The following is a 24,696-nucleotide window of genomic DNA, read 5'->3' on the forward strand; positions in this document are numbered from 1 at the left end:
GCGTAGAATGGATGGCAGCCAGGCTTGCTCCGTGCCCTACAAGGCGCTGCCCTGTCCGGCGCAGACCATCCGAGTGCGGCCGTGCCGCTGCTCGCGTCCAGAAGAAGGAACGGAACCTCTCAGTGTTCGTAAACGTCTTTGCCAATAACACCGCGCAGCCCCAGGGCGGCGGGTTCGACTTCATGACGCTCGCGCTCTTCGTCATTTTCGGCCTGCTGATCTTCATGATGTTCCGGAAGCAGAAGAAGGCCCGGACGCAGATGCAGGAGAAAGCCCAGACGATGCAGGAAAAGATGCGTCCGGGCACACAGGTAATGACGCAGTTCGGCCTGTTCGGCACCGTGGTCTCGGTCGACCGGGACGAGAACAAGGCCATCATCGAGCTGTCGCCCGGAAACACCGCGACCGTGCACCTGCAGGCCGTCAGCGAAATCATCGAACCGAAAGATGCCGTGGTTCCCGAGGACGCGTCCGCACTGGCGGGCGGGGACGAGCCGTCCGTGTTCCGCGAGGATGAATCCTCGGACGAAGCCATGAAGCGGCTGAACGAAGAACAGAACAAAGACAACAAATAGTCCGCACGCGGTTCCACCGGCCGGACAAATGGGTGGGGGTAGCCCCGCCCATTTGTCATGCGGGAATTCCTGCGCCGGCAGCCGTCGAGAGAAAGACCATTCATGGCACGTTCCGGCCGCAATACTGCCGCCAAGAGGACCCTGATCTGGCTCGGCGTCCTCATTGCCGTCCTGACCGCTGCCCTGGGCGGCGGCGTTCTTTCGAACCAGGCCAGCTGGGCGCCCAAGCTGGCGCTGGACCTCGAAGGCGGCACCCAGATGATCCTCGCCCCGCAGGTCCAGGGCGGAGGCAACCAGATCACCAGCGAACAGCTGGACCAGGCAGTCGAAATCATCCGGCAGCGCGTGGACGGCTCCGGCGTTGCCGAGGCCGAAATCAGCACGCAGTCCGGGCGCAACGTCATCGTCAGCCTGCCCGGCGTGCCGGACGAGAAGACCCGCGACCTGATCCAGGCGTCGGCGGCCATGGAGTTCCGGCCGGTGCTGGCCGCCACTTCCGGAGCGGCCGTGCCGAAGGAAAGCCGCACGCCTGCAGCCGAGCTGCCGAAGCCGAGCGGTACGCCGGCCAACGCAAGCGACCTGAACTGGATTACTCCCGAGCTGTACCAGGAGATGGAGGCGCGCGATTGCACCGACCCGGCTACCATAGCGGCGGCCACCGAGGAGCCCTCGGATCCCAAGAAGCCGATGATCGCGTGTGAACCGGACACCGGCCAGAAGTACATCCTTGGTCCGGTCGAGGTGCCCGGCACCGACATCCAGGACGCCAGCTTTGGCCAGGTCCGAGGCAACCAGGGCCAGTCGCTGAACCAGTGGGCCGTCAATATCGAGTTCAACGGCGAGGGCACGCAGACCTTCAAGTCCGTCACCGAACGGCTCTTCGGCCTGACCGGCGCACAGAACCAGTTCGCCATCGTCCTGGACGGCACCGTTATTTCGGCTCCGACCACGAACGCCGTGATTCCGGACGGCCGTCCGCAGATTACCGGCAACTTCACGGAAGACTCGGCGCGCGCGCTGTCCGAACAGCTGAAATACGGTGCCCTGCCGATCAGCTTCGACATCCAGAGCGAAACGCAGATCTCGGCTACCCTCGGCTCCGAACAGCTGCGCATGGGCGTCATTGCGGGCCTGATCGGCCTCCTCCTGGTCGCCATTTACTCGTTCTTCCAGTACCGGATGCTCGGATTCGTGACCATTGCGTCCCTGGTGGTGGCCGGAATCCTGACCTATCTGGCCATCGCGCTGCTGGGCTGGACAGAGAACTACCGCCTGTCGCTGGCCGGTGTGGCCGGCCTGATCGTGGCCATCGGCCAGACGGCGGACTCGTTCATCGTCTATTTCGAGCGGATCCGCGACGAACTGCGCGACGGCCGCGGCCTGGTGTCCGCCGTCGACAACGGCTGGAAGAGGGCCAAGCGCACGGTGCTGGCCTCAAAGGCAGTCAACCTGCTGGCCGCCGTCGTGCTCTACTTCGTGGCGGTCGGAAACGTCCGTGGTTTTGCGTTCACCCTCGGCCTGACCGCCATCGCCGACCTCGTGGTGGTTTTCCTGTTCACCCACCCGGTGATGATGCTGCTGGCCCGCACGAAATTCTTCGGCGAAGGCCACCGCTTCTCCGGACTGGATCCGAAGCTCCTGGGCGCGGTACCGCTGTACCGCGGCGCGGGACGCACCCGCCAGCCGGGCGAGGGCACGCCGAAACCGCGCGGCAAGACGGCCGGTGCGGCGGCGGAAGCCCAGCGGCGCCAGACCATTGCCGAGCGGCGGGCCGCCGCAGAGAAAGAGCGTGCCGCCGCGGTCTCCGGGCGCAGCACGGATAAGGAGAGCAACTAATGCCTAACTTCGCAACGTTCGGCAACGAGCTCTACTCCGGCAAGCGGTCCTATCCCTTTGTCCAGAAGTACAAGCTGTGGTTCATCATCGCCGGGGCGGCAGTGCTGCTGTCCATCATCATCCCGGTGGCCAAGGGCGGCTTCAACCTCGGCATCGACTTCCGCGGCGGATCCGAGTTCACGGTCTCGCAGACCCAGAACACGGATCTCAATCTCGGGAAGGACGCCGTTACCGAGGTGGAGCCCGCCCTGGATCCGGAAGTCACCAACATTGCGCCCAACACGGTCCGCATCCAGACGGAGCAGCTCTCGGATGACCAGACGCTGGCGGTCCGTGACGGGCTGATTAAGGCCTATGGGGTCAAAGCGGACCAGGTGACGTCGAACTTCGTCGGCCCCACGTGGGGCGCCGACGTGACGCGGCAGGCACTCTGGGGGCTCGTCGTCTTCGTCGCCCTGGCCGCGGTGCTGATGGCGATCTACTTCCGGACCTGGAAAATGTCGGCCGCTGCGCTGGCCGGCATGGGCGTCGTCATGATCGTGACGGCAGGGCTGTACTCGCTCATCGGTTTCGAAGTCACGCCTTCGGCCATCATCGGTTTCCTGACCGTGCTGAGCTACTCGCTCTACGACACGGTGGTCGTCTTCGACAAGGTCCGGGAAAACACGGCTGACATCTCAACTTCGACCCGGCGCACCTTCGATGAGGAGGTCAACCTGGCCGTGAACCAGACCCTGGTCCGCTCCATCAACACCTCGGTGGTCGGTGTCCTGCCTGTCGCTTCGATCCTCTTCATCGGTGCGCTGCTGCTGGGTGCCGGGACGCTCAAGGACCTGTCGCTGGCCCTCTTCATCGGCATCATCATCGGCACGGCGACGACGGTGTTCATCGCCGCACCGCTGTACGCGCGGCTGCGGACGAACGAGCCGGCCCTGGTGCAGCAGGCCAAGAAGGTCCGGCTCCGCCGGGAGCAGGATGCCAAGGCGCGCGAGGCGGCTGGGGAGTCTGCCACGGCCTAGAGCAGGCGAACGGGCGCCGGCCTCAGTGCCGGTGCCCGTGTCCTGCCTCTGCCTTCGGGCATACACTAGAACGATGGAGCATGCGGCCGCCCGTGGAGAGGCGGCCTAATCGGTCCTTTGGGTGCTGCATGAGGCGGCCCAGGCAGGAGGTTTAGCACTTGGTAGACAACGGTGGCGCATCAAACCGGGCACCGGGTGCTGTTGCGAAGCCCGGACCCGGACCCGTTGCCGTGCCCACCGAGGCCCCGGCATCCGCGGCCCAGGAGGCGTCGTCCCGTCCGGCCTTCCCCGGGCGGCGGGAGCGGACCATGTCGCGGCTGGCGCGGCTGACCGGGCGGGGGTCGGCCGGATACTCGCCGATTCTCGAGCCCTTGCTGCGCACCGTCCGGGCCAACAACCCGCGTGAAGACTTCGACCTGATCCACCGGGCCTTCGTCGTGGCGGAGCGCAGCCATCGCGGCCAGAAGCGCAAGAGCGGGGATCCCTACATCACGCACCCTGTAGCGGTGGCGACGATCCTGGCGGAGCTCGGGATGACCGGCACTACGCTCGCCGCGGCGCTGCTGCACGACACGGTGGAGGACACCGAGTACACCCTGGATCAGCTGCGCAGTGAGTTCGGTCCCGAAGTAGCCATGCTCGTGGACGGCGTCACGAAGCTGGACAAGGTGCAGTTCGGCGACGCCGCGCAGTCGGAGACCGTGCGCAAGATGGTCGTCGCGATGGCCAAGGACATCCGCGTCCTGGTGATCAAGCTGGCGGACCGGCTGCATAATGCGCGGACCTGGCGCTTCGTGTCGCCGGAGTCCTCGGCGAAGAAGGCGCGCGAAACGCTGGAAATCTTCGCCCCGCTTGCCCACCGGCTGGGCATGAACACGATCAAGTGGGAGCTGGAAGACCTTTCCTTCGCCGCGCTGCACCCGAAAGTGTACGAGGAAATCGTGCGCATGGTGGGGGACCGGACCCCGGAGCGCGAGAAGTACCTGACGATGCTGCGCACCAAGATCGGTGATGATCTGCGCGGGGTCAAGATCAAGGCCACCATCACGGGCCGCCCCAAGCATTACTACTCGATCTACCAGAAGATGATCGTCCGCGGCAAAGACTTCGACGACATCCACGACCTGATGGGCATCCGGGTCCTGGTGGACAGCGTCCGGGACTGTTATGCCGCGCTCGGCGCCCTGCATGCGCGCTGGAACCCCCTGCCCGGGCGTTTCAAGGACTACATCGCGATGCCCAAGTTCAACATGTACCAGTCGCTCCACACGACGGTGATCGGCCCGGGCGGCAAGCCGGTGGAGATCCAGATCCGCACCTACGAGATGCACCGGCGGGCCGAGTACGGCGTCGCTGCGCACTGGAAGTACAAGGACGCCGCGAAGTCCGGCACGGCCGCGGACGGCGGTGACATGGGCTGGCTCCGCAGCCTCGTGGACTGGCAGCAGGAGACGTCCGACCCGGCGGAGTTCCTGGATTCGCTGCGGTTCGAGATCAACGCGCGCGAGGTCTTCGTCTTCACCCCGAAGGGCGAGGTGATGGCGCTGCCGGCCGGATCCACGCCGGTGGACTTTGCCTATGCCGTCCACACCGAGGTGGGGCACCGCACGATCGGTGCCCGGGTGAACGGCAAGCTGGTCCCGCTGAACAGCGAACTCAACCATGGCGACTGGGTGGAGATCTTCACCTCGAAGGCCGAGGGCGCGGGACCGAGCCAGGACTGGCAGGGCTTCGTCAAGAGTCCGCGCGCACGCAACAAGATCCGGCAGTGGTTCACGAAGGAACGCCGGGAAGAGGCCATCGAGAAGGGCAAGGACCTGCTCACCCGCGCGATGCGCAAGCAGAACCTGCCCCTGCAGCGGATGATGACGCACGATGCGCTGCTGGCCGTTGCCCAGGAGATGCACCATCAGGACATCTCCGCGCTGTATGCCGCAGTCGGTGACGGCCACAGCTCGGCGCAGAACGTCATCGAGCACCTGGTCGCGCTGCTGGGCGGCCAGGAGGCGGCCGAGGAGATGGAAGCGCCCATCTCCGTCGCCCCCAAGCGGCCGAAGACCTCGGATTCCGGCGTTACCGTCGTCGGTGTCGGCGACGTCTGGGTCAAACTGGCCCGGTGCTGCACACCGGTCCCGCCGGACCCGATCATTGGCTTCGTGACCCGGGGCTCCGGGGTTTCGGTGCACCGCTCCGACTGCCGGAACGTCGAAGACCTCCGGGAGCAGCCCGGGCGGATGGTCCCGGTGGAGTGGGCGCCGACCAAGGCCAGCGTCTTCCTGGTGGAGATCCAGGTCGAGGCGCTCGACCGCAAGAGCCTGCTTTCCGACGTCACCCGGGTCCTCGCCGAGAACCACGTGAACATCCTCTCCGCCACGGTGCATACTTCGAGCGACCGGCTGGCCGTGTCCCGGTTCTCCTTCGAAATGGGCGACCCGAAGTACCTGAGCCACGTGCTCAGCGCGGTACGGCGGATCGACGGGGTTTTCGATGTCTACCGGACCACGGATTCCCGCCGCCGGATCTAGGGCGTTCCTTCGCTGCCGCGCCGCGCCAGTGCGCTGTTGACCCGTTCCAGCGCCCTCGCCTTGCCCGGCATGCGCGGACGCAGCTGCAGGGTCTGGCGGATATAGCCGAGCGGGCACTTCAGCGCGGGAACCGAGGACAGCGCCAGCAGGGCGGGAACCGCATCCTCGTCCGGTGCATGCACGGCTATGTCCAGGGCCGTGCGGAGCGGAGACGTAACCGGCACGCCGGCCATGCCGACCGTGTCGGCGGATCCCAGCGAGACCTCGTGGATGCGCACGGCACGGCAGCGTCCCTGCGACGTGGCACGGTACCGGTGGTCCAGGAGGACGGTCACCTTGGCCTCCGGAGGCGCGCAGCCGTAGACCCAGGCCGCCGTCAGCCGGCCCAGCACGACCTTCCGCCGGAACCCCGCCGGCAGCACGGCAGCCGCCGCCAGGGCGCGGTGGGCCGGGGTGACGGCCTCCGTCGAGCCGATATAGCCGGCCTCCAGCACACTGACCAGGAGTCCGTCCAGCTCCATCGCCCGCAGTTCGTTGCCGCTGAAAGGGTGTCCGGGCAGCAGGAGCCGCGGGCCCGGTGGAGATCCGGCGGCACTGGCCGGGGAAGCTGCAGGCGATGACCGCGAAGAAGGCATACGGTAAGCCTGCCAAACCAAGCGGAAATGGATCAGGGGGGCGGAACCGATGTGTGGACATCCGGTTCCGCCCCCTGGGCGTGTGTAGGTGCGGTGCGTTAGGAGAAGTCCTGGGCCGACTTCTGCAGCGTATCCAGCCACTGCTTGCGCGCCTCCAGCGCTTCCCGCGCCTCGTCGATCTTCCGCTGGTTCCCGTCTGCTTCCGCCTTGGCAAGGTCTTCCTCCAGGCCCGCGATCGCCGATTCAAGCTGGCTCAGGGCGCTGTTGGTCCGGGCCTTGGTCTCCGGATTGCTGCGCCGCCATTGCTCGTCCTCTGCCGCCTTGAGCGCGTCTTCGACCTTGCGCAGGCCGCCCTCGATCCGGTGCATGTCGCCGCGCGGAACCTTGCCGATCTCCTCCCAGCGGTCGCGGATGGACTGCAGCCCCTTCCGCGCCGCGGCGAGGTCCTCGATGGGCAGCAGGGCCTGTGCCTCCGCGACCAGCGCTTCCTTCGCGGCGAGGTTGCCCTCGTACTCCTTGTCGATCGCCTGGTTGGCTTCCTGGCGGGCCGCGAAGAACTTGTCCTGCGCCGCGCGGAAGCGGGCCCACAGGGCGTCGTCGTCCTTGCGGCTTGCGCGCTTCGAAGCCTTCCACTGGTCCATCAGCCGCCGGTATTCGCCGGCGGTTGCACCCCAGTCGGTGGAGTCGGAGAGCGCCTCTGCCTGCGCAATGAGGTCTTCCTTCGCAGCCTTGGCCGCGGCGTTGTCGCTGTCCAGCTGGCTGAAGTAGGCGCGGCGGTGCCGGTCGAAGACCGTGCGGGCGGAGCGGAACCGCTTCCACAGCGAGTCTTCGGTGGAGCGGCCCAGGCGGACCCCGTTCTTCTGCGCGGCCTTCCAGTTCTCGAAGAGCTCGTTCATCCGGGCGCTGCTGGTCTTCCACTGCACCGATGCCGGGTCCTTGGCGGCGATGGCTTCGGCCTCCGCCACGATGGCCTCCCGGGCGGCCAGCTCCGCGGAGCGCTGGGCCTCGTGGGCCTCCTTCTCCGCGCGCTGCAGGCCGGTGATGGCCTCATCCAGGCTGTTCATGCGGGCTTCCAGCGCCGGCACATCGCCGACCATGTGCCGCTCGGCCACCTGGGCCCGGAGATGCTCGAGCGTCTTGTGCATGTCCGTCGACGGAGCCTTGGCCTCCACGCGCTGCTCCAACAGCGCGGTCTGCGCCGCGACGTCGTCGTACTTGCGCACGAAGTACGCCAGCGCTTCCTCCGCCGATGCATCCGGGTACTGTCCTACCGGGTGCTCCTCGCCGTCGAGGATGAGGAAGACGTGGCCGTCCTCGGCAACGCGGCCCCACTTCGCGGCCTCCGACAGGGGAGTGGAGTGGACGGCGGGAGCCGGCGCAACGGGCGCGGGCGAGCCGGACGGCGCGGTCTTGGTGGCCAGCGCGGAAGGGTTCGGCCGCGCCATCATCGAAGGCTTGATGCTGCCCGGAGTCGGGCGGCTCTCGGCTTCGGTTGCGGGGGTCTGGGCCGTGTCGTCGGATTTCTGACTATCTGTCACCGCTAAAACTCTTTCATTGGTTCGGTGGTGGGCTCGCACGGCCGCACCGGGTACTTCGCAGGGTCAATCCAGGGTCAATGCGTCGATCGTTACGGCTATCTTAGGCGTTCCGTCCTGACTGCCGGTTTCCGTGACACCACCTTCTGCGATCCTTCGGACTACGTCGAGCCCTCCGGATACCTTACCCATAATGGTGTAGCCGCCGGTATCCTGCGTGATAGTGCTGTCCTTGTAGGCAATGAAGAACTGCGTACCGTTGCTGAAGGTGCTTTGTCCGCGCGCGACGGCGATGGTGCCGGCCGGGTACGAGCCGTCCGCCGGGGAATTCTCCACCGGGCCCCACTGGAATTCGGGATCGCCGCCGCCCTTGCCGTCGGCCGAGCCGCACTGCAGGACGCCCATGCTCGGGGCCGTAGTCAGCCGGTGGCAGTTCTTGCCCTTGAAGAATCCTTCGTCGGCCAGGGACTTGAAGACCGAGACCGCCTGCGGGGCCGCCTTGCCGTCCAGCTCCACGGTGATGTCGCCCTGGTTGGTGGAGAGGGTGCCGGAGAGCACCCGCCCGGCGGCGAGGTCGGGGGAGGGGATATGGGCCGCATTCGTCGCCTGCGGGGAGGCCTGGCCAGAGGGGATGCTCTCTTCGATGCCGCTGCGCACTTTTTCGATCTCGGCAGGGGTCGGGTTGCTGTTGAACACGGTCAGCTGGACCAAGACGCCCGCAACCACGGCCACCGCGATGGCGGACGCGCCGATGATATTGTCCCGCTTGCGCCGCCGCAGCTGGTCCTGCCGCAGGGCGCGCTTGGCCTCCATCTGGGCGACCCTGCGCCTCATGTCGCGGTTCTCGCGTTTGGCAGCCACCGTGCTCCTCCTTCCGGCGTGCGCCCGGCCTGGTCGGGGCCGCGCGCCGGTGCCGTAAAATGGTCCGGCAGCCAGTTTAGGCATTCATCGAACGGCACGGCCGACCAACCATGGCGCGTCGGCGGCCTTCCCACGAGCAACCAGGAGATATCCACGCATGGCACGCAAAGCCTCCCTGTCAGGTTTTCCGGAATGGCTTCCGCAGGAGAGGCTTGTGGAGCTGCATGTGCTGGACAGCCTGCGGCGCACCTTCGAGCTGCACGGGTTCTCGTCCATCGAAACCCGGGCGGTGGAGACCATCGGCCAGCTGCTGCGCAAGGGCGAGATCGACAAGGAGGTCTACGGGCTGCACCGGCTGCAGGCCGATGAAGATCCGGGCGCCCCGGACCAGGACAAGCTCGCGCTGCACTTCGACCTGACCGTGCCGTTCGCGCGCTACGTGGTCGAGAACGCCGGCCACCTGGCGTTCCCCTTCCGCCGCTACCAGATCCAGAAGGTGTGGCGCGGGGAGCGGCCGCAGGAGGGCCGTGCGCGCGAGTTCACCCAGGCGGATATCGACGTCGTCGGCGACGGCGAGCTGCCCTTCCGTTACGACGTCGAACTGGCGCTGGTCATCGTCGAGGCGCTGGGCGCCCTGCCGATCCCCGAATTCCGGCTGCGGGTCAACAACCGCAAGCTGGCCGAGGGCTTCTACCGCGGGATCGGCCTCGACGACACGGCCGGTGTCCTGCGCAGCATCGATAAGCTGGAAAAGATCGGTCCCGAGAAGGTCTCCGCCCTGCTGCAGGAAGAGCTGGGCGCCACCTTGGAGCAGGCCGAGGCGGCACTCAAGCTGGCCTCCATCCGGACCGAGGACACCTCGTTCGTGGAGCAGGTCCGCGCGCTGGGCGTCAGCAACGAGTTGCTCGACACCGGCCTGGACGAGCTGGAGCAGGTTATCGCCGAGGCATCGCGCCGGGCCCCCGGACGGGTGCTGGCGGACCTGAGCATCGCCCGCGGCCTGGACTACTACACCGGCACTGTCTACGAGACCGTCCTGGTGGGCCACGAGCAGCTTGGCTCCATCTGCTCCGGCGGCCGCTACGATGCCCTCGCCTCCAAGGGGAACCGGAAATTCCCCGGGGTCGGCCTGTCCATCGGTGTCACGCGCCTCGTGATGCGGATCCTGGCCCAGGAGTTCGCCACCGCCTCGCGCCAGGTCCCGACCGCGGTACTGGTCACCCTGGCGAACGACGACAGCTGGTCCCAGGCCCAGGACGTCGCCGCCCAGCTGCGCAGCCGCGGCATCAGCGTGGAAGTTGCGGCCAAGGCGGAGAAATTCGGCAAGCAGATCAAGTACGCGGACCGGCGCGGCATCCCGTTCGTCTGGTTCACCACGGACGACGGCGGCGCACCGGTCCACGAAGTCAAGGACATCCGCTCCGGCGAGCAGGTGCCTGCCGACCCGGCGCTGTGGACGCCGCCGGCCGAGGACCTGCAGCCGCAGATCCTGGCCGCGGGCCCGCGGGACTGACGCCGGGACCGGCCCCGGCCGTTCTGCGGGCGGGGCTCAGGAGTGGTTCCGGGCGCGGCCGCCCGGCTTGAGCACCGCCCGCCCGAGCAGCCCCACCGCGAGCACGCCCGCCATCGTCAGCACCGAGGCCAGCGGCAGGGTGAAGGCCAGCAGCAGGCAGCCGGCCAGGCCGAGGATGTTCAGCGCCTTCGGTGCGTACCAGGGCCGGTTCTCGAGCGTCAGGGCGGAGGCGTTCGTCACGGCGTAGTAGATCAGCACGCCGAAGCTGGAGAAGCCGACCACGGCGAGCACGTCCTGCGTCAGGAGCAGGAAGATCACGACGACGGCGACGGTCAGGTCCGCGAGGAAGGGAACCTTGAACCGCTGCCAGACCGTGGCCAGGCCGCGGGGCAGGTCCCCCTCCCGCGCCATCGCGAACATCGTCCGGCTGACGCCGGCGATCAGGGCCAGCAGGGCGCCGAGGCAGCCGAGCGTGGCGGCAATGGTGACGGCGGCGGTGCCTACTCCGCCGCCGACCGCTTCGCCGACCGCCAGCAGCGGGGCCGGGGTCGCGGCGAGCAGGCCGGCGCCCATGAAGTCCAGCAGCGCCAGGCCCAGGGCCACGTACAGCACCAGCGTGAAGGCGAGGGCGCCCATGATGGCGCGGGGGATCAGCTTGGCCGGCTCCCGGATTTCCTCGCCCATGGTGGCGATCCGCGCATAGCCGGCGAACGCGAAGAAGAATAGTCCCGCCGCCTGGAGGACGCCGTAGGGACTCGTCTCGACTGCCGCCGTCGTTCCCCCGATGGGCGGGGCATCGAAGGCGACCACCACGAGGAACACCAGGACCGCCACCACGATGGAGACGAACCAGCGCGTCATCCAGGCGGTGCGCGTGATGCCCATCAGGTTGATGCCGGTCAGGAGCACGACGGCGGCTACCGCAGCTGCCGTGGCATAGGCCGGAAAAGCGTAGAGGCCGAAGGCCAGCGCCATGGCCGCGCATGAGGACGTCTTGCCCGTGATGTACCCCCAGCCGGCCAGGAAGCCGGGCCATTCACCCAGCTGCCGGCGCCCGTAGATGTAGGTGCCGCCGCTGGTGGGGTGGATGGCGGCCAGCTGCGCGGAGGCCATGGCATTGCAGTAGGCGACGACGGCGGCGGCCGCCAGCGACAGCAGCAGCCAGCTGCCGGCCGCGCCGGCGGCGGGGGAAAAGACCACGAAGACCCCGGCGCCGACCATGGAGCCGACGCCCACGGTGGCGGTGTCGAAGCCGCCGAGTCTGCGTTCCAATGCCGATTCACTGCTCACAGGATTCTTCCGCCCATCGATACTTCCGGATCGTGCCCAGCCGGTGCTGCTGCCCCGAGGCTGGTCCGGCTGCTGTCCGGACAGCGGGCCGATCAACGGTAAACTCGTTCACGACTCATCTCGAGAACTACTCTAATCACTTGCCGCCGGCGCGGAGTCCCGCAGCCGGCCCAGGAAGTGAGGCAACTGAAAGGAATGCTGTGCTGCGCACACATGAACTCGGCTCGTTGAGGGCCGAGCACATCGGACAGACCGTCACCCTCGCCGGTTGGGTGGCCCGGCGGCGCGACCACGGCGGTGTGGCATTCCTCGACCTTCGTGATGCCTCCGGCGTCGCCCAGGTCGTGGTCCGGGAAGAGGATGTCTTCCACGGGCTGCGCAACGAATACGTGCTGCAGATCAAGGGCAGCGTGGAGAAGCGCCCGGAGGGCAACGAAAACCCGGCCCTCGCCACCGGTGAGATCGAAGTGATCGCCGAGGACGTCGTCGTACTCAGCTCCTCCGAACCGCTGCCGTTCCAGATCGACGAGCATGTGGAGGTGGGCGAGGAAGCCCGCCTGAAGCACCGCTACCTCGACCTCCGCCGCCCCGGCCCCGCCGCGGCCCTGCGGCTGCGCTCGGAGGCCAACCGCGTCGCGCGGCAGCTGCTGCACGAGGACGGCTTCGTCGAGATCGAGACGCCGACCCTGACCCGTTCCACCCCGGAAGGCGCCCGCGACTTCCTGGTCCCGGCCCGCCTGGCGCCAGGTTCCTGGTACGCGCTGCCGCAGTCGCCGCAGCTCTTCAAGCAACTGCTGCAGGTCGGCGGCTTCGAGAAGTACTACCAGATCGCCCGCTGCTACCGGGACGAGGATTTCCGCGCCGACCGGCAGCCGGAGTTCACCCAGCTGGACATCGAGGCCAGCTTCGTGGAGCAGGACGACATCATCGGCCTCGGCGAGCGGATCGTGCAGGCGCTGTGGCGGCTGATCGACGTCGAAATCCCCACGCCGATCCGGCGGATGACCTACGCAGAGGCGATGGACAAGTACGGCACGGACAAGCCGGACCTGCGATTCGGCCTGGAGCTGACCGAGCTGACGGAATTCTTCAAGGACACCACCTTCCGCGTGTTCCAGGCTCCGTACGTCGGCGCCGTCGTGATGCCCGGCGGCGCATCGCAGGCGCGCCGGACGCTGGATGCCTGGCAGGAGTGGGCCAAGCAGCGCGGCGCGAAGGGGCTGGCGTACGTGCTGGTCCAGGAGTCCGGCGAGCTGACGGGCCCGGTGGCCAAGAACCTCACCGACTTCGAGCGCGAAAACCTGGCCGGCACCGTTGGCGCGAAGCCGGGCGACTGCGTCTTCTTCGCCGCCGGCGAGCGTGCGCCGTCGCGTGCGCTGCTCGGCGCGGCACGCGTGGAAATCGGCCACCGCACCGGCCTGATCAAGGACGGCGAGTGGTCGTTCCTGTGGGTCGTCGACGCCCCGATGTTCGAGCCGGCCGAGGCCGCAGTGGCCTCCGGCGACGTGGCCGTGGGCGGCGGCAAGTGGACCGCCGTGCACCACGCGTTCACCTCGCCGAGGCCCGAGTTCATGGACAGCTTCGACAAGGATCCCGAGTCCGCGCTCTCCTTCGCGTATGACATCGTCTGCAACGGCAACGAGATCGGCGGCGGCTCCATCCGTATCCACCAGCGGGATGTCCAGGAGCGGGTCTTCAAGGTCATGGGGCTGGACAAGGAGTCGGCCCAGACGAAGTTCGGCTTCCTGCTCGAGGGCTTCAAGTACGGCGCCCCACCGCACGGCGGCATCGCCTTCGGCTGGGACCGCGTGGTCGCCCTGCTCGCCGGCGAGGAGTCCATCCGCGAAGTGATCGCGTTCCCGAAGACCGGCGGCGGCTTCGACCCGCTGACCGCTGCTCCGGCGCCGATCACGCAGCAGCAGCGCAAGGAGGCCGGCGTGGACTTCAAGCCGCAGCCCAAGGAGGCCAAGGCCGCTGAAGGCAAGGCCGCTGAAGGCAAGGCGGCGGAGGACAAGGCCGCGAACTAGGCCGTCCCGGCGCGTAGCGAAAGGGAGGTGAGCCAATCGGCTTGCCTCCCTTTCCGCGTCTTGGAGCGCCGGCCCCGGGGAGCAGCGTCCCGGCTGAGGCGCGCCAACGTAATAGCCTTGAGGGGTGAGTGATTTGTTCAGTTCCGCCGCGGGCGATGAGGATGAGTACGACGGCGATGCCGGCGACTTTGCGAGCGCTGGTGCCGGATCCGGGCGCCCCCGCAGTCCGCTGGCGGTCCGGATGCGGCCGCGCAGCCTGGACGAGGTGGTGGGCCAGCAGCACCTGCTGCAGCCGGGTTCGCCGCTACGAATGCTGGCCGCGGGAGGCAGCGGCGGCGGGCCCGCCGGTCCGTCCTCGGTCATGCTGTGGGGGCCACCCGGAACGGGCAAAACGACGCTTGCGCACGTCATCGCCCGGGGCCCGGGACGCAAGTTCGTGGAGCTCTCGGCGATCACGGCCGGCGTCAAGGATGTCCGGCGCGTCATGGACGACGCGCTGACCGCCCGCGACCTCCACTCGACCACCACAGTGCTGTTCTTGGACGAGATCCACCGTTTCAACAAGGCCCAGCAGGATGCCTTGCTGCCCGGCGTGGAAAACCGCTGGGTGGTCCTGATCGCCGCCACCACCGAGAACCCGTCCTTTTCCGTGGTTTCCCCGTTGCTCTCGCGCTCCCTGCTGCTGACCCTGAAGCCGCTGACCGCCGGGGACATCGAGGCCCTGCTGCTGCGCGCGGTCGAGGACGAACGCGGTCTCGCGGGCACCGTGGAGCTGGCACCCGAGGCGCTGGAGCATCTGGTGCGCCTGGCCGCCGGGGACGCCCGTCGAGGACTGACGGCGCTGGAGGCGGCCGCAGGCGTCGCATGGAGCGAGGCTGGATCGCCGGATACCGCCGAGCCGGTCCTGGTGGAGCTGGAGCACGCCGAGCAGGCGGTCGACCGGGCCGCGCTGCGCTACGACCGGGCGGGGGACCAGCACTACGACGTCACCAGCGCCTTCATCAAATCCATGCGCGGCTCCGACGTCGACGCCTCCCTGCACTATCTGGCGCGGATGCTGGAGGCGGGGGAGGACCCCCGGTTCGTGGCACGCAGAATCATCATCTCCGCGGCGGAGGACGTGGGCATGGCGGATCCGACGGCGCTGCAGACGGCGGTGGCGGCGGCCCAGGCGGTGCAGCTGATCGGCATGCCGGAGGGGCGCCTCGTGCTGGCTGAGGCCGTGGTCCACATCGCCACCGCGCCGAAATCCAACGCTGCCTACAACGGCATCAACGCGGCGGTCGCGGACGTACGGGCCGGCCGGGGACAGGGGGTCCCGACGCACCTGCGCGATTCCCACTATCCCGGAGCCAAGCAGTTGGGCCACGGCAAGGGGTACGTCTACTCGCACGACGAGCCGCACGCCATCGCGCGGCAGCAGTACCCGCCGGACGACCTCGTGGGCCGCGACTACTACCAGCCGAACGGCAACGGGGCGGAACGCGAGATCTCGGCGCGGCTGGACCGCCTGCGCAAGATCATCCGCGGAAAATAGGCCCCGTGCCAGGGCGCCCCTGGCCCGCCTCCATCACGCCGACGCCCGATTGGGCATGCCGCCGCTGCCGGCGGGCAACCGCTCAGCCCCGGCGTGGCTTCGCGAAATCCTCGGTGTCCAGGCTGATCGTGAACGGGCCGGAGTTGACCAGTTCGACCTCCATCATCGCGCCGAAGACTCCGGTCTCCACGTGCGCACCCAGTTCCCGGAGCGCGGCGACGAGGCTGTCGATGAGCGGCTCGCTGATCTCGCCCGGTGCGGCCGCCGACCAGGACGGGCGCCGGCCGCGCCGGGTGTCGGCGTAGAGGGTGAATTGACTGACCACCAACAACGGAGCCGAGACATCGGAGCAGGATCTTTCGCCCTCCAGGATGCGCAGGTTCCAGATCTTTTGCGCGAGCAATGCCGCCTCGGCCTCGCTGTCGGTGTGGGTAGCGCCGGCCAGCACCAGCAGGCCGGGTTCGTCGATGGCTCCGACAATCTTTCCTTCGACGCTGACGCTGGCGCGGCTGACCCGCTGGAGTATGGCTCGCATTCCTCCAGCGTAATGCCGCCTCCTTTCGTGGCCGGAACGTCGGCGTATCCGCAGCCGACGCCGCCGCTGCCATACTTTGTCGGTGGCGTCTTTCGAATGCATCACCCGATCGGGAATCAGCAAAGCCGATCTCTTTGACCGCTCCCTCAGCATCGACGCCCATGTCGGTTCGATGGCGAAGTCCAGGGAGAAAGCCGTCCGTGGCGTAACAACGGGGCTGATCTCCCTAGGCGAGGAGGTCACATGGCGGGCCTGGCACTTCGGGATTCCGCTGCATATGACCAGCCGGATCACCGAGATGGTCTCCCCGGACTATTTCGTCGATGAACAGGTCAAGGGACCATTCCGGCGCTTCCGGCATATCCACGAGTTCCTCGCCGAGGGCGAAGAAACGGTCATGATTGACCGGATCGAATTTGCCGCACCCCTTGGCCCGGTCGGCAGGATTGCCGAACGGCTGTTCCTGGCCCGGTACCTTCGCGAGCTGATCGAAACCCGTAACCGGTACCTGACCCGCCAATGAGCGGCAAGGATGCAAGGTCGTCGCAGCACTGGCGGAACCGCAAGGTTACGGCGGTGCCTGCAGGCGACGTCCAGCGAAAACGATGGCGCATATCGTTCCTCCCGGGTATGACCCTCGTTACACTCAAGGTGTGACAGGCGAGGTCAGCCGGCTCTTGTGATTGCTGCAGGTTCGTTAGAAGGCCGTACCGCCACCGGTGGAGGTACGGTGCAGGGGTGCAGGGCCAGCTTCCTCGAACACTGGCCGCGTCCGATTGGAGGAGAACGCAATGCACTCCGATCCCGCTCCGGAAGAAGACCCCGCCGAGACTGCCGGAAGCCGGAGCCAAACCGGCGGTAACCCGGAGCATGCGGCGGTCGGTACGCCCGTTAGCGGCAACAGAACCGGCATGGGAGGTCGTGCTGCCGCTCCGGCCCTGCCCTTCCGCTCGGTCATCCGATCGGTCCTGGATGCACCCGCAACGAGGATGCTCGTCCTGGTGGAGGTATTTTTTCTTGGTTTCCTGGCGGTCGCCGCCCTAACGCAGACGTGGAGCGACGCCGGTGTCCCGGCCATGCTGATCGGGGCCGCATTGATTCCTTCCGCGGTGGAACTGGCATTCAATAGCCGGTGCCCGAGATGGTTGCATGGCTGCTATTTCGTGTTCCTGCTGGCGGGGCCGTTCGTCGGCACCCAGATGGAGCTCTACGCATTCTGGACCCTGTGGGACAAGCCCGTCCACGCGTTCTCAGGCGCTTTGGTTGGTTGGGCAACCGTGTTTGCCCTTGGTGTGGCGTGCCGGCGGAAGCAACTGGCCCTTCCCCCGTTTTTGATGGTGGCGGGGGTGGTGTCATGCGGGGGCTTCGTAGCGGCCACGTGGGAAATCGCCGAATTCATCAGCGACCGTTTCCTGGGCACCCGTGCCCAGAATGCGGGCCTGGTCGACACCGTGACGGACATGATGTGCGGCATCCTGGGGGGAATTGCGGTGGCGGTCGTCGTGGGCCTTTACTTCCGGGGCCGCCCTTCCGCCGTGATCAGTTCGCTGCTTCGCAGCCGCGACATCATTCCGTCCGTGCCGCCTCCGGAACGGCCTTAGCCAGTGTTCATCCAGCGGTCTGCAACTGCCGCAGCGTTGTCGCGTGCCGGACGGGCTGCGGTTTGATGCTAGGATTGTTGGCTGACTGGCAAGCCGCTTTCTGCGCCGTCGATCTCCTGGATGAATTTTCACGTGGGTGGGACGTGCGCTGCGGGCGGTTGTAGCTGAAGGCAGCGGTGACCAACGCTCTCCGATCGTGGAGGCCAGCAGATCACTTCACCGCATGAATTGGAAGGACATCGTGGCTAACAACACACGAGCCCGCCGCAAGGTCCGCATTTCGCGGTCCCTGGGAATTGCCCTGACCCCCAAGGCCGAGAAGTACATGGAGCGCCGCCCGTACGGTCCCGGCCAGCATGGTCGTGCCCGCCGCAAGCAGGACAGCGACTACGCGGTCCGCCTGCGCGAGAAGCAGCGTCTGCGTGCCCAGTACGGCATCCGCGAAGCACAGATGACCCGTGTCTTCGAAGAGGCCCGCAACACCGCCGGCCTGACCGGTGAAAACCTGATCGAGCTGCTGGAAATGCGTCTTGACGCCCTGGTCCTGCGTGCCGGCTTCGCCCGCACCATCGCCCAGGCCCGCCAGCTGGTCGTGCACCGCCACATCATGGTTGACGGCAAGCGCGTGGACCGCCCGTCCTTCCGCGTTTCCGAAGGCCAGCTGGTGCACGTGCACGAGCGCTCCGAAAAGATGCCGCCGTTCCAGGTTGCCGCAGCCGGCGCCCACCGCGACGTTCTGCCGACGGTTCCGGCCTACCTCGATGTCCAGCTTGAGAAGCTGCAGGCCCGCCTGGTCCGCCGCCCCAAGCGCGCCGAGGTTCCGGTCACCTGCGAAGAGCAGCTGGTCGTCGAGTACTACGCACGCTAATCCCGGCCGGGAGCCGGTCTCCGTCTGACGGGGACCGGCGGCGGACAACTGGATACCGCAGCAGCGGAACCCCTACTGAACAGCCCGTGGCAAGCGCCGCGGGCTGTTCAGTAGGTAAGGTACATATGAGGTGCGGATGCACCATGACGTAAAGCACCGACGTCGCTAGCCGAATCCAGTGCCGTGAACGGCCGGGCGGGACGCGCGCAAAACTGCAAAGGAGTTCCATGTCAGGTGGAGATATTGCCGGTCTGATCGCCGCGGGCGTGTTCGCCGTGCTGGTGGCCCTGCTGGCCGTCCCGGTCTTGAAGCTGGGGAAGGTCTTCGACGAGCTCCGCGTCACTATCCGCTCCATCAGCGACGGGACCACCCCGCTGATCGACGAGGTGACCACCACGGTCAACACCACGAACGAGCAGCTCAAGAAGGTCGACGGAATCTCGTCCAACGTCTCGGACGCGACCGCCAACGTTTCGGCGCTCTCCTCGCTGGTCGCGGCGACCATCGGCTCCCCGCTGATCAAGGTCGCGGCGTTCTCCTACGGCGTGCGCACCGCCTTCTCTGCCCGATCCAAGTCCACCGGCCGCGGCCGGCGCAGCCGCTGACGGCTGAGGGAGGAACCACACTATGAAGCGGCTTATCTGGATGGGCGCCGGCATCGCGATCGGCGTCCTGGCCATGCGCAAACTGAACTCGGCCAAGCAGGCCATCGGCCCCGAGGGCCTCAACCGCGCGGTGGCCGGCGTGGCTGACAGCATCGCGGATTTCGCGAACGCGCTGCGTGAAGGCATGACCGAGCGGGAAGCGGACCTCCGCGTTGCGCTCGGCATCGATTCCGCAGATGACGTCCGCACGCGCTAGATTTTTCTCCGGCAGCTTTCCGCTCGCCGCATTTTGTACCACCGGAAGGGTAATTAGGCACCATGAAGTCCCATGAGATCGTCCGCCGCTGGCTCGACTTCTTCGAGAAAAAGGGACACGCCGTCGTGCCCTCGGCGTCGCTGGTCTCGCCCGACCCCTCGCTGCTCTTCACGGTGGCCGGCATGGTGCCGTTCATTCCCTACCTGACGGCGCGCGAGACGCCGCCGTTCAACCGCGCCACGAGCGTCCAGAAGTGCATCCGCACCGCCGACATCGAAGAGGTCGGCAAGACCGTCCGGCACGGCACGTTCTTCCAGATGTGCGGCAACTTCTCCTTCGGCGACTACTTCAAGGAGCAGGCCATTCCCTTCGCCTGGGAGCTGCTCACCACGCCCGTCGAAGAGGGCGGCTACGGCCTCCCCGCCGACCGACTCTGGGTAACGGTCTACGAGGAAGACGATGAGGCCCTGGCCATCTGGCGGGACAAGGTCGGCGTGCCGGCCGAACGCATCCAGAAGTCCGGCAAGAAGGACAACTACTGGTCCACCGGCCAGCCCGGCCCCGCCGGCCCCTGCTCGGAGATCTTCTACGACCGCGGCCCCGAGTACGGCATCGAGGGCGGCCCCGTCGCCGACGAGACGCGCTACGTGGAAATCTGGAACCTGGTCTTCATGCAGTACCAGCGCGGCGAGGGCATCGGCAAGGAGGACTTCGAGATCCTCGGCGAACTGCCGAAGAAGAACATCGACACCGGGCTCGGCATGGAGCGCCTGGCCATGATCCTCCAGGGTGTGGAGAACATGTACGAGACGGACCAGGTCCGCCCCGTGCTCGACAAGGCGGCCGAGCTGTCCGGTAAGGAATACACCAGCGCCGAGTCCGACGACGATCCCCACCATACGGACGATGTCCGCCTTCGCGTGGTCGCGGACCATGTCCGCTCCGCCCTGATGCTGATTTCCGACGGCGTGACGCCGTCCAACGAGGGACGCGGCTACGTGCTGCGGCGCCTGATCCGGCGGGCCGTGCGGGCCATGCGGCTGCTCGGGGTGGAGCAGGCTGTCCTCCCCGAACTGCTGCCCGTCTCCCGGGACGCGATGAAGGGCACCTACCCGGTCGTCGAGTCGGACTTCGAACGCATCAGCCGGATCGCCTACGCGGAAGAGAAGGCGTTCCTGCGCACCATTGCCTCCGGCACCGCTCGGCTGGACGAAGCGGTCAAGGAGTCCAAGGCCGCCGGCAAGCCGCTGTCCGGCGAGGATGCCTTCACGCTGCACGACACCTACGGCTTCCCGATCGACCTCACCCTGGAAATGGCCGAGGAAGCGGGCCTGCAGGTCGACGAGGCGGGCTTCCGCAGCCTGATGGCCGAACAGCGCCAGCGTGCGCAGGCGGACTCGCGCACCAAGAAGTCCGGCCACGCCGACGTTCGGGTCTTCAAGGAGATGCTCGCCGTCGGCGAGACCGTCTTCACCGGTTATGACGAGCTGACCACCGAATCCACCGTCCGCGGCATCGTCAGCGGCGGGGCCACCGTGGGCTACGCGGGCCAGGGCGACGAAATCGAACTCGTGCTGAACGAGACCCCGTTCTACGCGGAGGCCGGCGGCCAGGCCGCCGACGTCGGCCTGATCACCGGTGACGGGTTCGTCGTCGAGGTCATGGACGTGCAGCGCCCGGTAAAGGGCCTCAGCGTGCACAAGGCGGTGGTCCGCGAAGGCGAGATTTCGTCCGACGCCAAGGTGCTGGCCGCCGTCGACGAGCAGCGCCGTCAGGCAGGGGAGCAGGCGCACACCGGCACGCACATCGTGCACGCGGCCCTGCACCAGATTTTGGGGCCGGAGGCACTCCAGCGCGGCTCCTTCAACAAGGCCGGCTACCTCCGGTTCGACTTCTCCTGGGGCGAGGGCATCAGCGCCGCCGCGAAGTCGGAGATCGAGGAAGTGTCCAACCTGGCGATCCGAAACAACTTCGGCGTAGCCACCAGGATCATGCCGCTGGCCGAGGCCAGGGCGCTGGGCGCCACGGCCTTGTTCGGCGAGGCCTACGGGGACACCGTCCGCGTGGTGGAGATCGACGGCGCCTGGTCGCGGGAGCTCTGCGGCGGAACGCATGTCGACAGCACCGCGGAGATCGGCAGCCTTACGCTGCTCGGCGAGCAGTCCGTCGGTTCGGGGAACCGCCGCGTCGAGGCCTTCGTCGGCATGGAGGCGTTCCGCCACCTTGCCGCCGAACGCGCGCTCGTGACGGAACTGTCCGAGATGCTCAAGGTGCCCGGTCCGCAGCTGCCGGACCGCATCGCCGCCACCCTGGCAAAGCTCAAGGCGGCCGAGAAGGAACTGGACAAGCTGCGCAAGGAGCAGCTCGCCGCGTCCGCCGGGAAGCTCGTGGACGAGGCCCGCGATGTGGCCGGCGTCAGGCTGCTGGCGCACAACGCCGGTTCCCTCGGCGGTGCGGATGACCTGCGGTCGCTGGCGCTGGACCTGCGGACCCGGCTGGGAAGCGACCCGGCCGCGGTAGCGCTCACCGCCGTCGCGAATGGCCGCCCGCTGGTCCTCGTGGCCACGAACGAAGCCGCCCGGCAGGCCGGAGTGAAGGCCGGGGCCCTCGTCAAGACCGCCGCGGGCGTACTCGGCGGCGGCGGCGGCGGCAAGGACGACGTCGCCCAGGGCGGCGGCCAGGACGCCTCGAAGATCGACGACGCGCTGGCCGCGATCGTCGCGGCCGTGGCCAACCGGGGCTAAGGCGCGCAACGTGCCCAGCGCAATCGTTCCCGCCGGCAGCAAGCTAGGTGTCGACGTCGGCCTGGCCCGGGTGGGCCTGGCCGGCTCGGACCCGGCGGGCATCCTGGCCACCCCGATCCGGACGCTCAAGCGCGACGCCAAGAAGGACAGCGACATTCGCGTGCTGGTGAGGGAAGCCGCGGAGCGTTCCGCCGTCCAGGTTTTCGTCGGTCTGCCTCGCACTATGCGCGGCGGGGAATCGGCCTCGACCCAGATGGCCCGCGATTATGCCGAACGGCTGGCGGGTGCGCTCTTGGCGGCCGGACTGGACACGACCGTCAGCCTGGTCGACGAGCGGCTGACGACCGTCAGCGCGCACCGGACGCTGCACGGCGCTGGCATGAGCAGCCGTGAGCACCGTAAAGTTGTTGATCAGGTCGCTGCAGTGGAGATCCTGCAGCACGCCCTGGATATGCAGCGTGCGCAAGGACGGGACGTGGGCACCCCCGTAGCCGCGCCGGACCGTGTCCAGGCGCCCGGCGCAGTCCCCGGGGAAGACGAGACCGACATTCCACGCGTACATGACAATGATGGTGAGAACAAGCGGTGAGCAACAGTTATCCGGAGAACCCTCCTTATCCGGACTACCGGCCTGCCGGGCAATCGCTCGAGGAGTTTGAGGCCGAGCACGCCTCGGACTACGAGGGCGAACTGGGACCCGACTACGATCCGGAGCCTCCGGCACGCAAGCGCAGCCGGCGCAACAAGATCAAGCGCCAGCGGCGGCGTCGCCGCAACATCGCACTGCTGGTGGTCTTCGGCCTCTTCGCCGGCGCCCTGGTCGGCGTGGTCCTGTTCCTGCAGAACCTGCTCGGCATGAACGACCTGAAGGACTACCCGGGTCCGGGTGAGGGCGAAGTGTCCGTCACCGTCGAGCAGGGCGCGGGCCCGCTCGCGATCGCCAGTGCGCTGATGGAGCAGGACGTCGTGGCCTCCTCGGACAAATTCATCGACGAACTCGCCAACCAGGCCGACGGCCGCGAAGTCCAGCCCGGCGACTACAAGCTCAAGCGGCAGATGAAGGCAGCCGACGCCGCGGGCGTCCTCCTCGCCCAGGAAGAAGGCGTGAACTACGCCGCCATCAACCGGACCTGGCGGCAGCAGGAGGTTTTCGAGGCCCTCTCCAAGGGCACCGGCATCGACGTGAGCGAGTTCGAAACCCTGGCGAAAGACCCGGCCGCGTTCGGCCTGCCGGACAAGGCGCGGAACCTGGATGGCTACCTGTTCCCGGCGGAGTACCGCTTCCCGCTGGAGGCCACCGCCGAGGAAATCCTCAAGACCATGATCGACAACACCTTCGAGCGGCTGGAGAAGGACGGAATTACCGACCCGAACCAGCAGTACGATGTCCTGACGGTTGCCAGTATCATCGAGGCTGAAGCGGGCGAGGCCGACTACGGGGCGGTGGCGGGCGCCATCGAGAACCGCCTCAAGCCGGACAATACGGAGACCAACGGCTTCATCCAGTCCGACGCGACGGTGACCTACGGACTGGGCCGCAAGGGGTACGACATCACCCCGGAAGAGAAGGCGGACACGGAGAACCCGTACAACACGTACGCGCATACCGGGCTTCCCGTCGGACCGATCAACTCTCCGGGCGGCCCGGCCATCGACGCCGCCGCGAATCCGGACGATGTGCCGTACTACTACTGGGTGACGGTCAACCTGGATACCGGCGAGACCAAGTTCTCCGAGACGCTGGAAGAGCACAACGCCTACACCAAGGAATACCTGAAGTGGTGCGGCGAGCAGGATGAGGGACGGTGCGACTGAGCATGCCGGCCGCACCAGCCGGCGTCCCGGCCCGCAGCGGAAGCCGGGCAGCGGTGCTGGGCCATCCGATCGGCCATTCGAAGTCGCCGGCACTCCACCGCGCGGCCTACGACCTGATTGGTTTCGACTGCAGCTACGGCGCCATCGACGTCACGCCCGAGGCACTGCCCGGGTTCATCCGCACCCTGCGCTCCGAGCCGGGCTGGGCGGGCCTCTCGGTCACCATGCCCCTGAAATCGGCCATGGTGCCGCTGATGGACCGGACCAGCGAACTGGTGCAGGTCCTGGGCGTCCTCAACACCGTGGTGGCAGAGTACGACGACGGCGGCGCGGTTTCGCTGACCGGCCATAATACGGACGTGGCCGGGATCGTCGGGGCGCTGCGCCATGCCGGCGTGCGTGACGGCGCCTCGGCCCTGGTCCTCGGCGGCGGCGGCACTGCGGCGGCCGCGGCCGCGGCTTTGGCGTCGCTGAAGCCGTCCTCGGTGGTGCTTTGCCTGCGCGATCCCGCCAAGGCGTCCGGAGTCGAGGCGGTTGGGGCGCACTTCGGGATCCCGCTTGAAGTCCGTGGCTGGGATGCCGCGGCGGAGGCCCTGGCCGGCGCGGACACCGTGATCTCCACCCTGCCGCCGCACGGGGCAGACTCGCTGGCGGCACGGCTCGCCGGGGCCCCGAAGCGGCGTCCCGGGGGAGTCCTGCTTGATGTCGCGTACGACCCGTGGCCCAGCGCGATCGCCGCCGAATGGCAGCGGCAGGACGGCATCGTCGTGCACGGGCTCGAGATGCTGATCTACCAGGCCGTGGAACAGGTGCGGCTCTTTGCCGGGGAGCGGTTCACGGACGCCGCCGAAGTCACAAATGTGATGTGTGACGCGGTCGGTGCATCCCGGCGCTGAAGGGTACCCGCAGGCATGGCAGT

At 67.6% G+C, this 24,696-nt stretch carries 21 protein-coding genes; 16 read left to right on the plus strand and 5 right to left on the minus strand.

Going from position 1 to position 24,696, the window contains the following annotated elements:
- Positions 1 to 122 precede the first annotated feature (122 nt).
- From yajC to WFH44_RS07450, 4 genes are all read left to right on the plus strand, one after another.
- Positions 123 to 575, plus strand: a complete 453-nt coding sequence (gene yajC / locus WFH44_RS07435; protein WP_336712976.1) for a preprotein translocase subunit YajC — start codon at positions 123 to 125, stop codon at positions 573 to 575.
- Between the two features lie 102 nt (positions 576 to 677).
- On the plus strand, positions 678 to 2,411 hold the full coding sequence (secD, locus tag WFH44_RS07440) for a protein translocase subunit SecD (RefSeq protein ID WP_336712977.1): 1,734 nt from the start codon (positions 678 to 680) through the stop codon (positions 2,409 to 2,411).
- Positions 2,411 to 3,430 (plus strand): protein translocase subunit SecF, encoded by a 1,020-nt coding sequence (gene secF / locus WFH44_RS07445; protein ID WP_336712979.1) that lies wholly within the window; start codon positions 2,411 to 2,413, stop codon positions 3,428 to 3,430. Before secD ends, secF begins: the two co-directional genes overlap by 1 nt.
- Positions 3,431 to 3,738: 308 nt before the next feature.
- Entirely contained in the window at positions 3,739 to 5,955 is a 2,217-nt protein-coding gene (locus WFH44_RS07450) for a RelA/SpoT family protein (protein WP_336713637.1), read from the plus strand.
- On the opposite strand, the gene WFH44_RS07455 is transcribed toward WFH44_RS07450, so the two are convergent.
- From WFH44_RS07455 to WFH44_RS07465, 3 genes are all read right to left on the minus strand, one after another.
- Positions 5,952 to 6,476 carry a type IV toxin-antitoxin system AbiEi family antitoxin gene (locus tag WFH44_RS07455; RefSeq protein WP_336712980.1) on the minus strand — a complete coding sequence of 175 codons (525 nt, stop codon included), beginning with the start codon at positions 6,474 to 6,476 and terminating at the stop codon, positions 5,952 to 5,954. The genes WFH44_RS07450 and WFH44_RS07455 overlap by 4 nt on opposite strands.
- Positions 6,477 to 6,688: 212 nt before the next feature.
- The gene (locus tag WFH44_RS07460; protein WP_336712981.1) at positions 6,689 to 8,128 is read right to left on the minus strand and encodes a DUF349 domain-containing protein; all 1,440 of its coding nucleotides are present in this window, start codon (positions 8,126 to 8,128) and stop codon (positions 6,689 to 6,691) included.
- A gap of 63 nt (positions 8,129 to 8,191) precedes the next feature.
- Entirely contained in the window at positions 8,192 to 8,986 is a 795-nt protein-coding gene (locus WFH44_RS07465; RefSeq protein WP_336712983.1) for a peptidylprolyl isomerase, read from the minus strand.
- Between the two features lie 157 nt (positions 8,987 to 9,143).
- Between WFH44_RS07465 and hisS the strand changes: the two genes are divergently transcribed.
- Positions 9,144 to 10,499 carry a histidine--tRNA ligase gene (hisS, locus tag WFH44_RS07470; RefSeq protein ID WP_336712984.1) on the plus strand — a complete coding sequence of 452 codons (1,356 nt, stop codon included), beginning with the start codon at positions 9,144 to 9,146 and terminating at the stop codon, positions 10,497 to 10,499.
- Between the two features lie 36 nt (positions 10,500 to 10,535).
- Here hisS and WFH44_RS07475 read toward each other — a convergent pair whose 3' ends face one another.
- Positions 10,536 to 11,789 (minus strand): APC family permease, encoded by a 1,254-nt coding sequence (locus WFH44_RS07475; RefSeq protein ID WP_336712985.1) that lies wholly within the window; start codon positions 11,787 to 11,789, stop codon positions 10,536 to 10,538.
- Between the two features lie 200 nt (positions 11,790 to 11,989).
- Between WFH44_RS07475 and aspS the strand changes: the two genes are divergently transcribed.
- Both aspS and WFH44_RS07485 read left to right on the plus strand, forming a co-directional pair.
- Positions 11,990 to 13,816: an aspartate--tRNA ligase gene (gene aspS / locus WFH44_RS07480; protein ID WP_336712986.1), complete on the plus strand. Its 1,827-nt coding sequence runs from the start codon at positions 11,990 to 11,992 to the stop codon at positions 13,814 to 13,816.
- A 124-nt stretch (positions 13,817 to 13,940) separates the two neighbouring features.
- Positions 13,941 to 15,353 (plus strand): replication-associated recombination protein A, encoded by a 1,413-nt coding sequence (locus WFH44_RS07485; protein ID WP_336712988.1) that lies wholly within the window; start codon positions 13,941 to 13,943, stop codon positions 15,351 to 15,353.
- 82 nt (positions 15,354 to 15,435) lie between these two features.
- Here WFH44_RS07485 and dtd read toward each other — a convergent pair whose 3' ends face one another.
- Positions 15,436 to 15,888 carry a D-aminoacyl-tRNA deacylase gene (gene dtd / locus WFH44_RS07490; RefSeq protein ID WP_336712989.1) on the minus strand — a complete coding sequence of 151 codons (453 nt, stop codon included), beginning with the start codon at positions 15,886 to 15,888 and terminating at the stop codon, positions 15,436 to 15,438.
- Between the two features lie 82 nt (positions 15,889 to 15,970).
- On the opposite strand from dtd, the gene WFH44_RS07495 reads away from it, so the two are divergent.
- The 9 genes from WFH44_RS07495 (at position 15,971) to WFH44_RS07535 (ending at position 24,673) form a co-directional block, all read left to right on the plus strand.
- Entirely contained in the window at positions 15,971 to 16,411 is a 441-nt protein-coding gene (locus WFH44_RS07495; protein WP_336712991.1) for an SRPBCC family protein, read from the plus strand.
- Positions 16,412 to 16,679: 268 nt separating this feature from the next.
- A complete protein-coding gene (locus tag WFH44_RS07500; protein WP_336712992.1) occupies positions 16,680 to 17,489 on the plus strand; it encodes a hypothetical protein in 810 nt (269 codons plus the stop codon).
- A 241-nt stretch (positions 17,490 to 17,730) separates the two neighbouring features.
- Entirely contained in the window at positions 17,731 to 18,357 is a 627-nt protein-coding gene (gene rpsD / locus WFH44_RS07505) for a 30S ribosomal protein S4 (protein WP_336713638.1), read from the plus strand.
- A gap of 227 nt (positions 18,358 to 18,584) precedes the next feature.
- On the plus strand, positions 18,585 to 18,962 hold the full coding sequence (locus WFH44_RS07510) for a DUF948 domain-containing protein (protein WP_336712994.1): 378 nt from the start codon (positions 18,585 to 18,587) through the stop codon (positions 18,960 to 18,962).
- Between the two features lie 22 nt (positions 18,963 to 18,984).
- Positions 18,985 to 19,218, plus strand: a complete 234-nt coding sequence (locus WFH44_RS07515; RefSeq protein WP_264795550.1) for a hypothetical protein — start codon at positions 18,985 to 18,987, stop codon at positions 19,216 to 19,218.
- Between the two features lie 62 nt (positions 19,219 to 19,280).
- On the plus strand, positions 19,281 to 21,962 hold the full coding sequence (gene alaS, locus WFH44_RS07520) for an alanine--tRNA ligase (RefSeq protein ID WP_336712995.1): 2,682 nt from the start codon (positions 19,281 to 19,283) through the stop codon (positions 21,960 to 21,962).
- 10 nt (positions 21,963 to 21,972) lie between these two features.
- Complete coding sequence (gene ruvX / locus WFH44_RS07525; protein ID WP_336712996.1) at positions 21,973 to 22,551, plus strand: Holliday junction resolvase RuvX; 579 nt, start codon at positions 21,973 to 21,975, stop codon at positions 22,549 to 22,551.
- The gene (mltG, locus tag WFH44_RS07530) at positions 22,548 to 23,777 is read left to right on the plus strand and encodes an endolytic transglycosylase MltG (RefSeq protein WP_336712997.1); all 1,230 of its coding nucleotides are present in this window, start codon (positions 22,548 to 22,550) and stop codon (positions 23,775 to 23,777) included. Before ruvX ends, mltG begins: the two co-directional genes overlap by 4 nt.
- Complete coding sequence (locus WFH44_RS07535; RefSeq protein WP_442892887.1) at positions 23,768 to 24,673, plus strand: shikimate dehydrogenase; 906 nt, start codon at positions 23,768 to 23,770, stop codon at positions 24,671 to 24,673. Before mltG ends, WFH44_RS07535 begins: the two co-directional genes overlap by 10 nt.
- Positions 24,674 to 24,696: the final 23 nt, after the last annotated feature.

The sequence above is a fragment of the Arthrobacter sp. USHLN218 genome (assembly GCF_037144715.1).
Classification (GTDB): Bacteria; Actinomycetota; Actinomycetes; order Actinomycetales; family Micrococcaceae; genus Crystallibacter.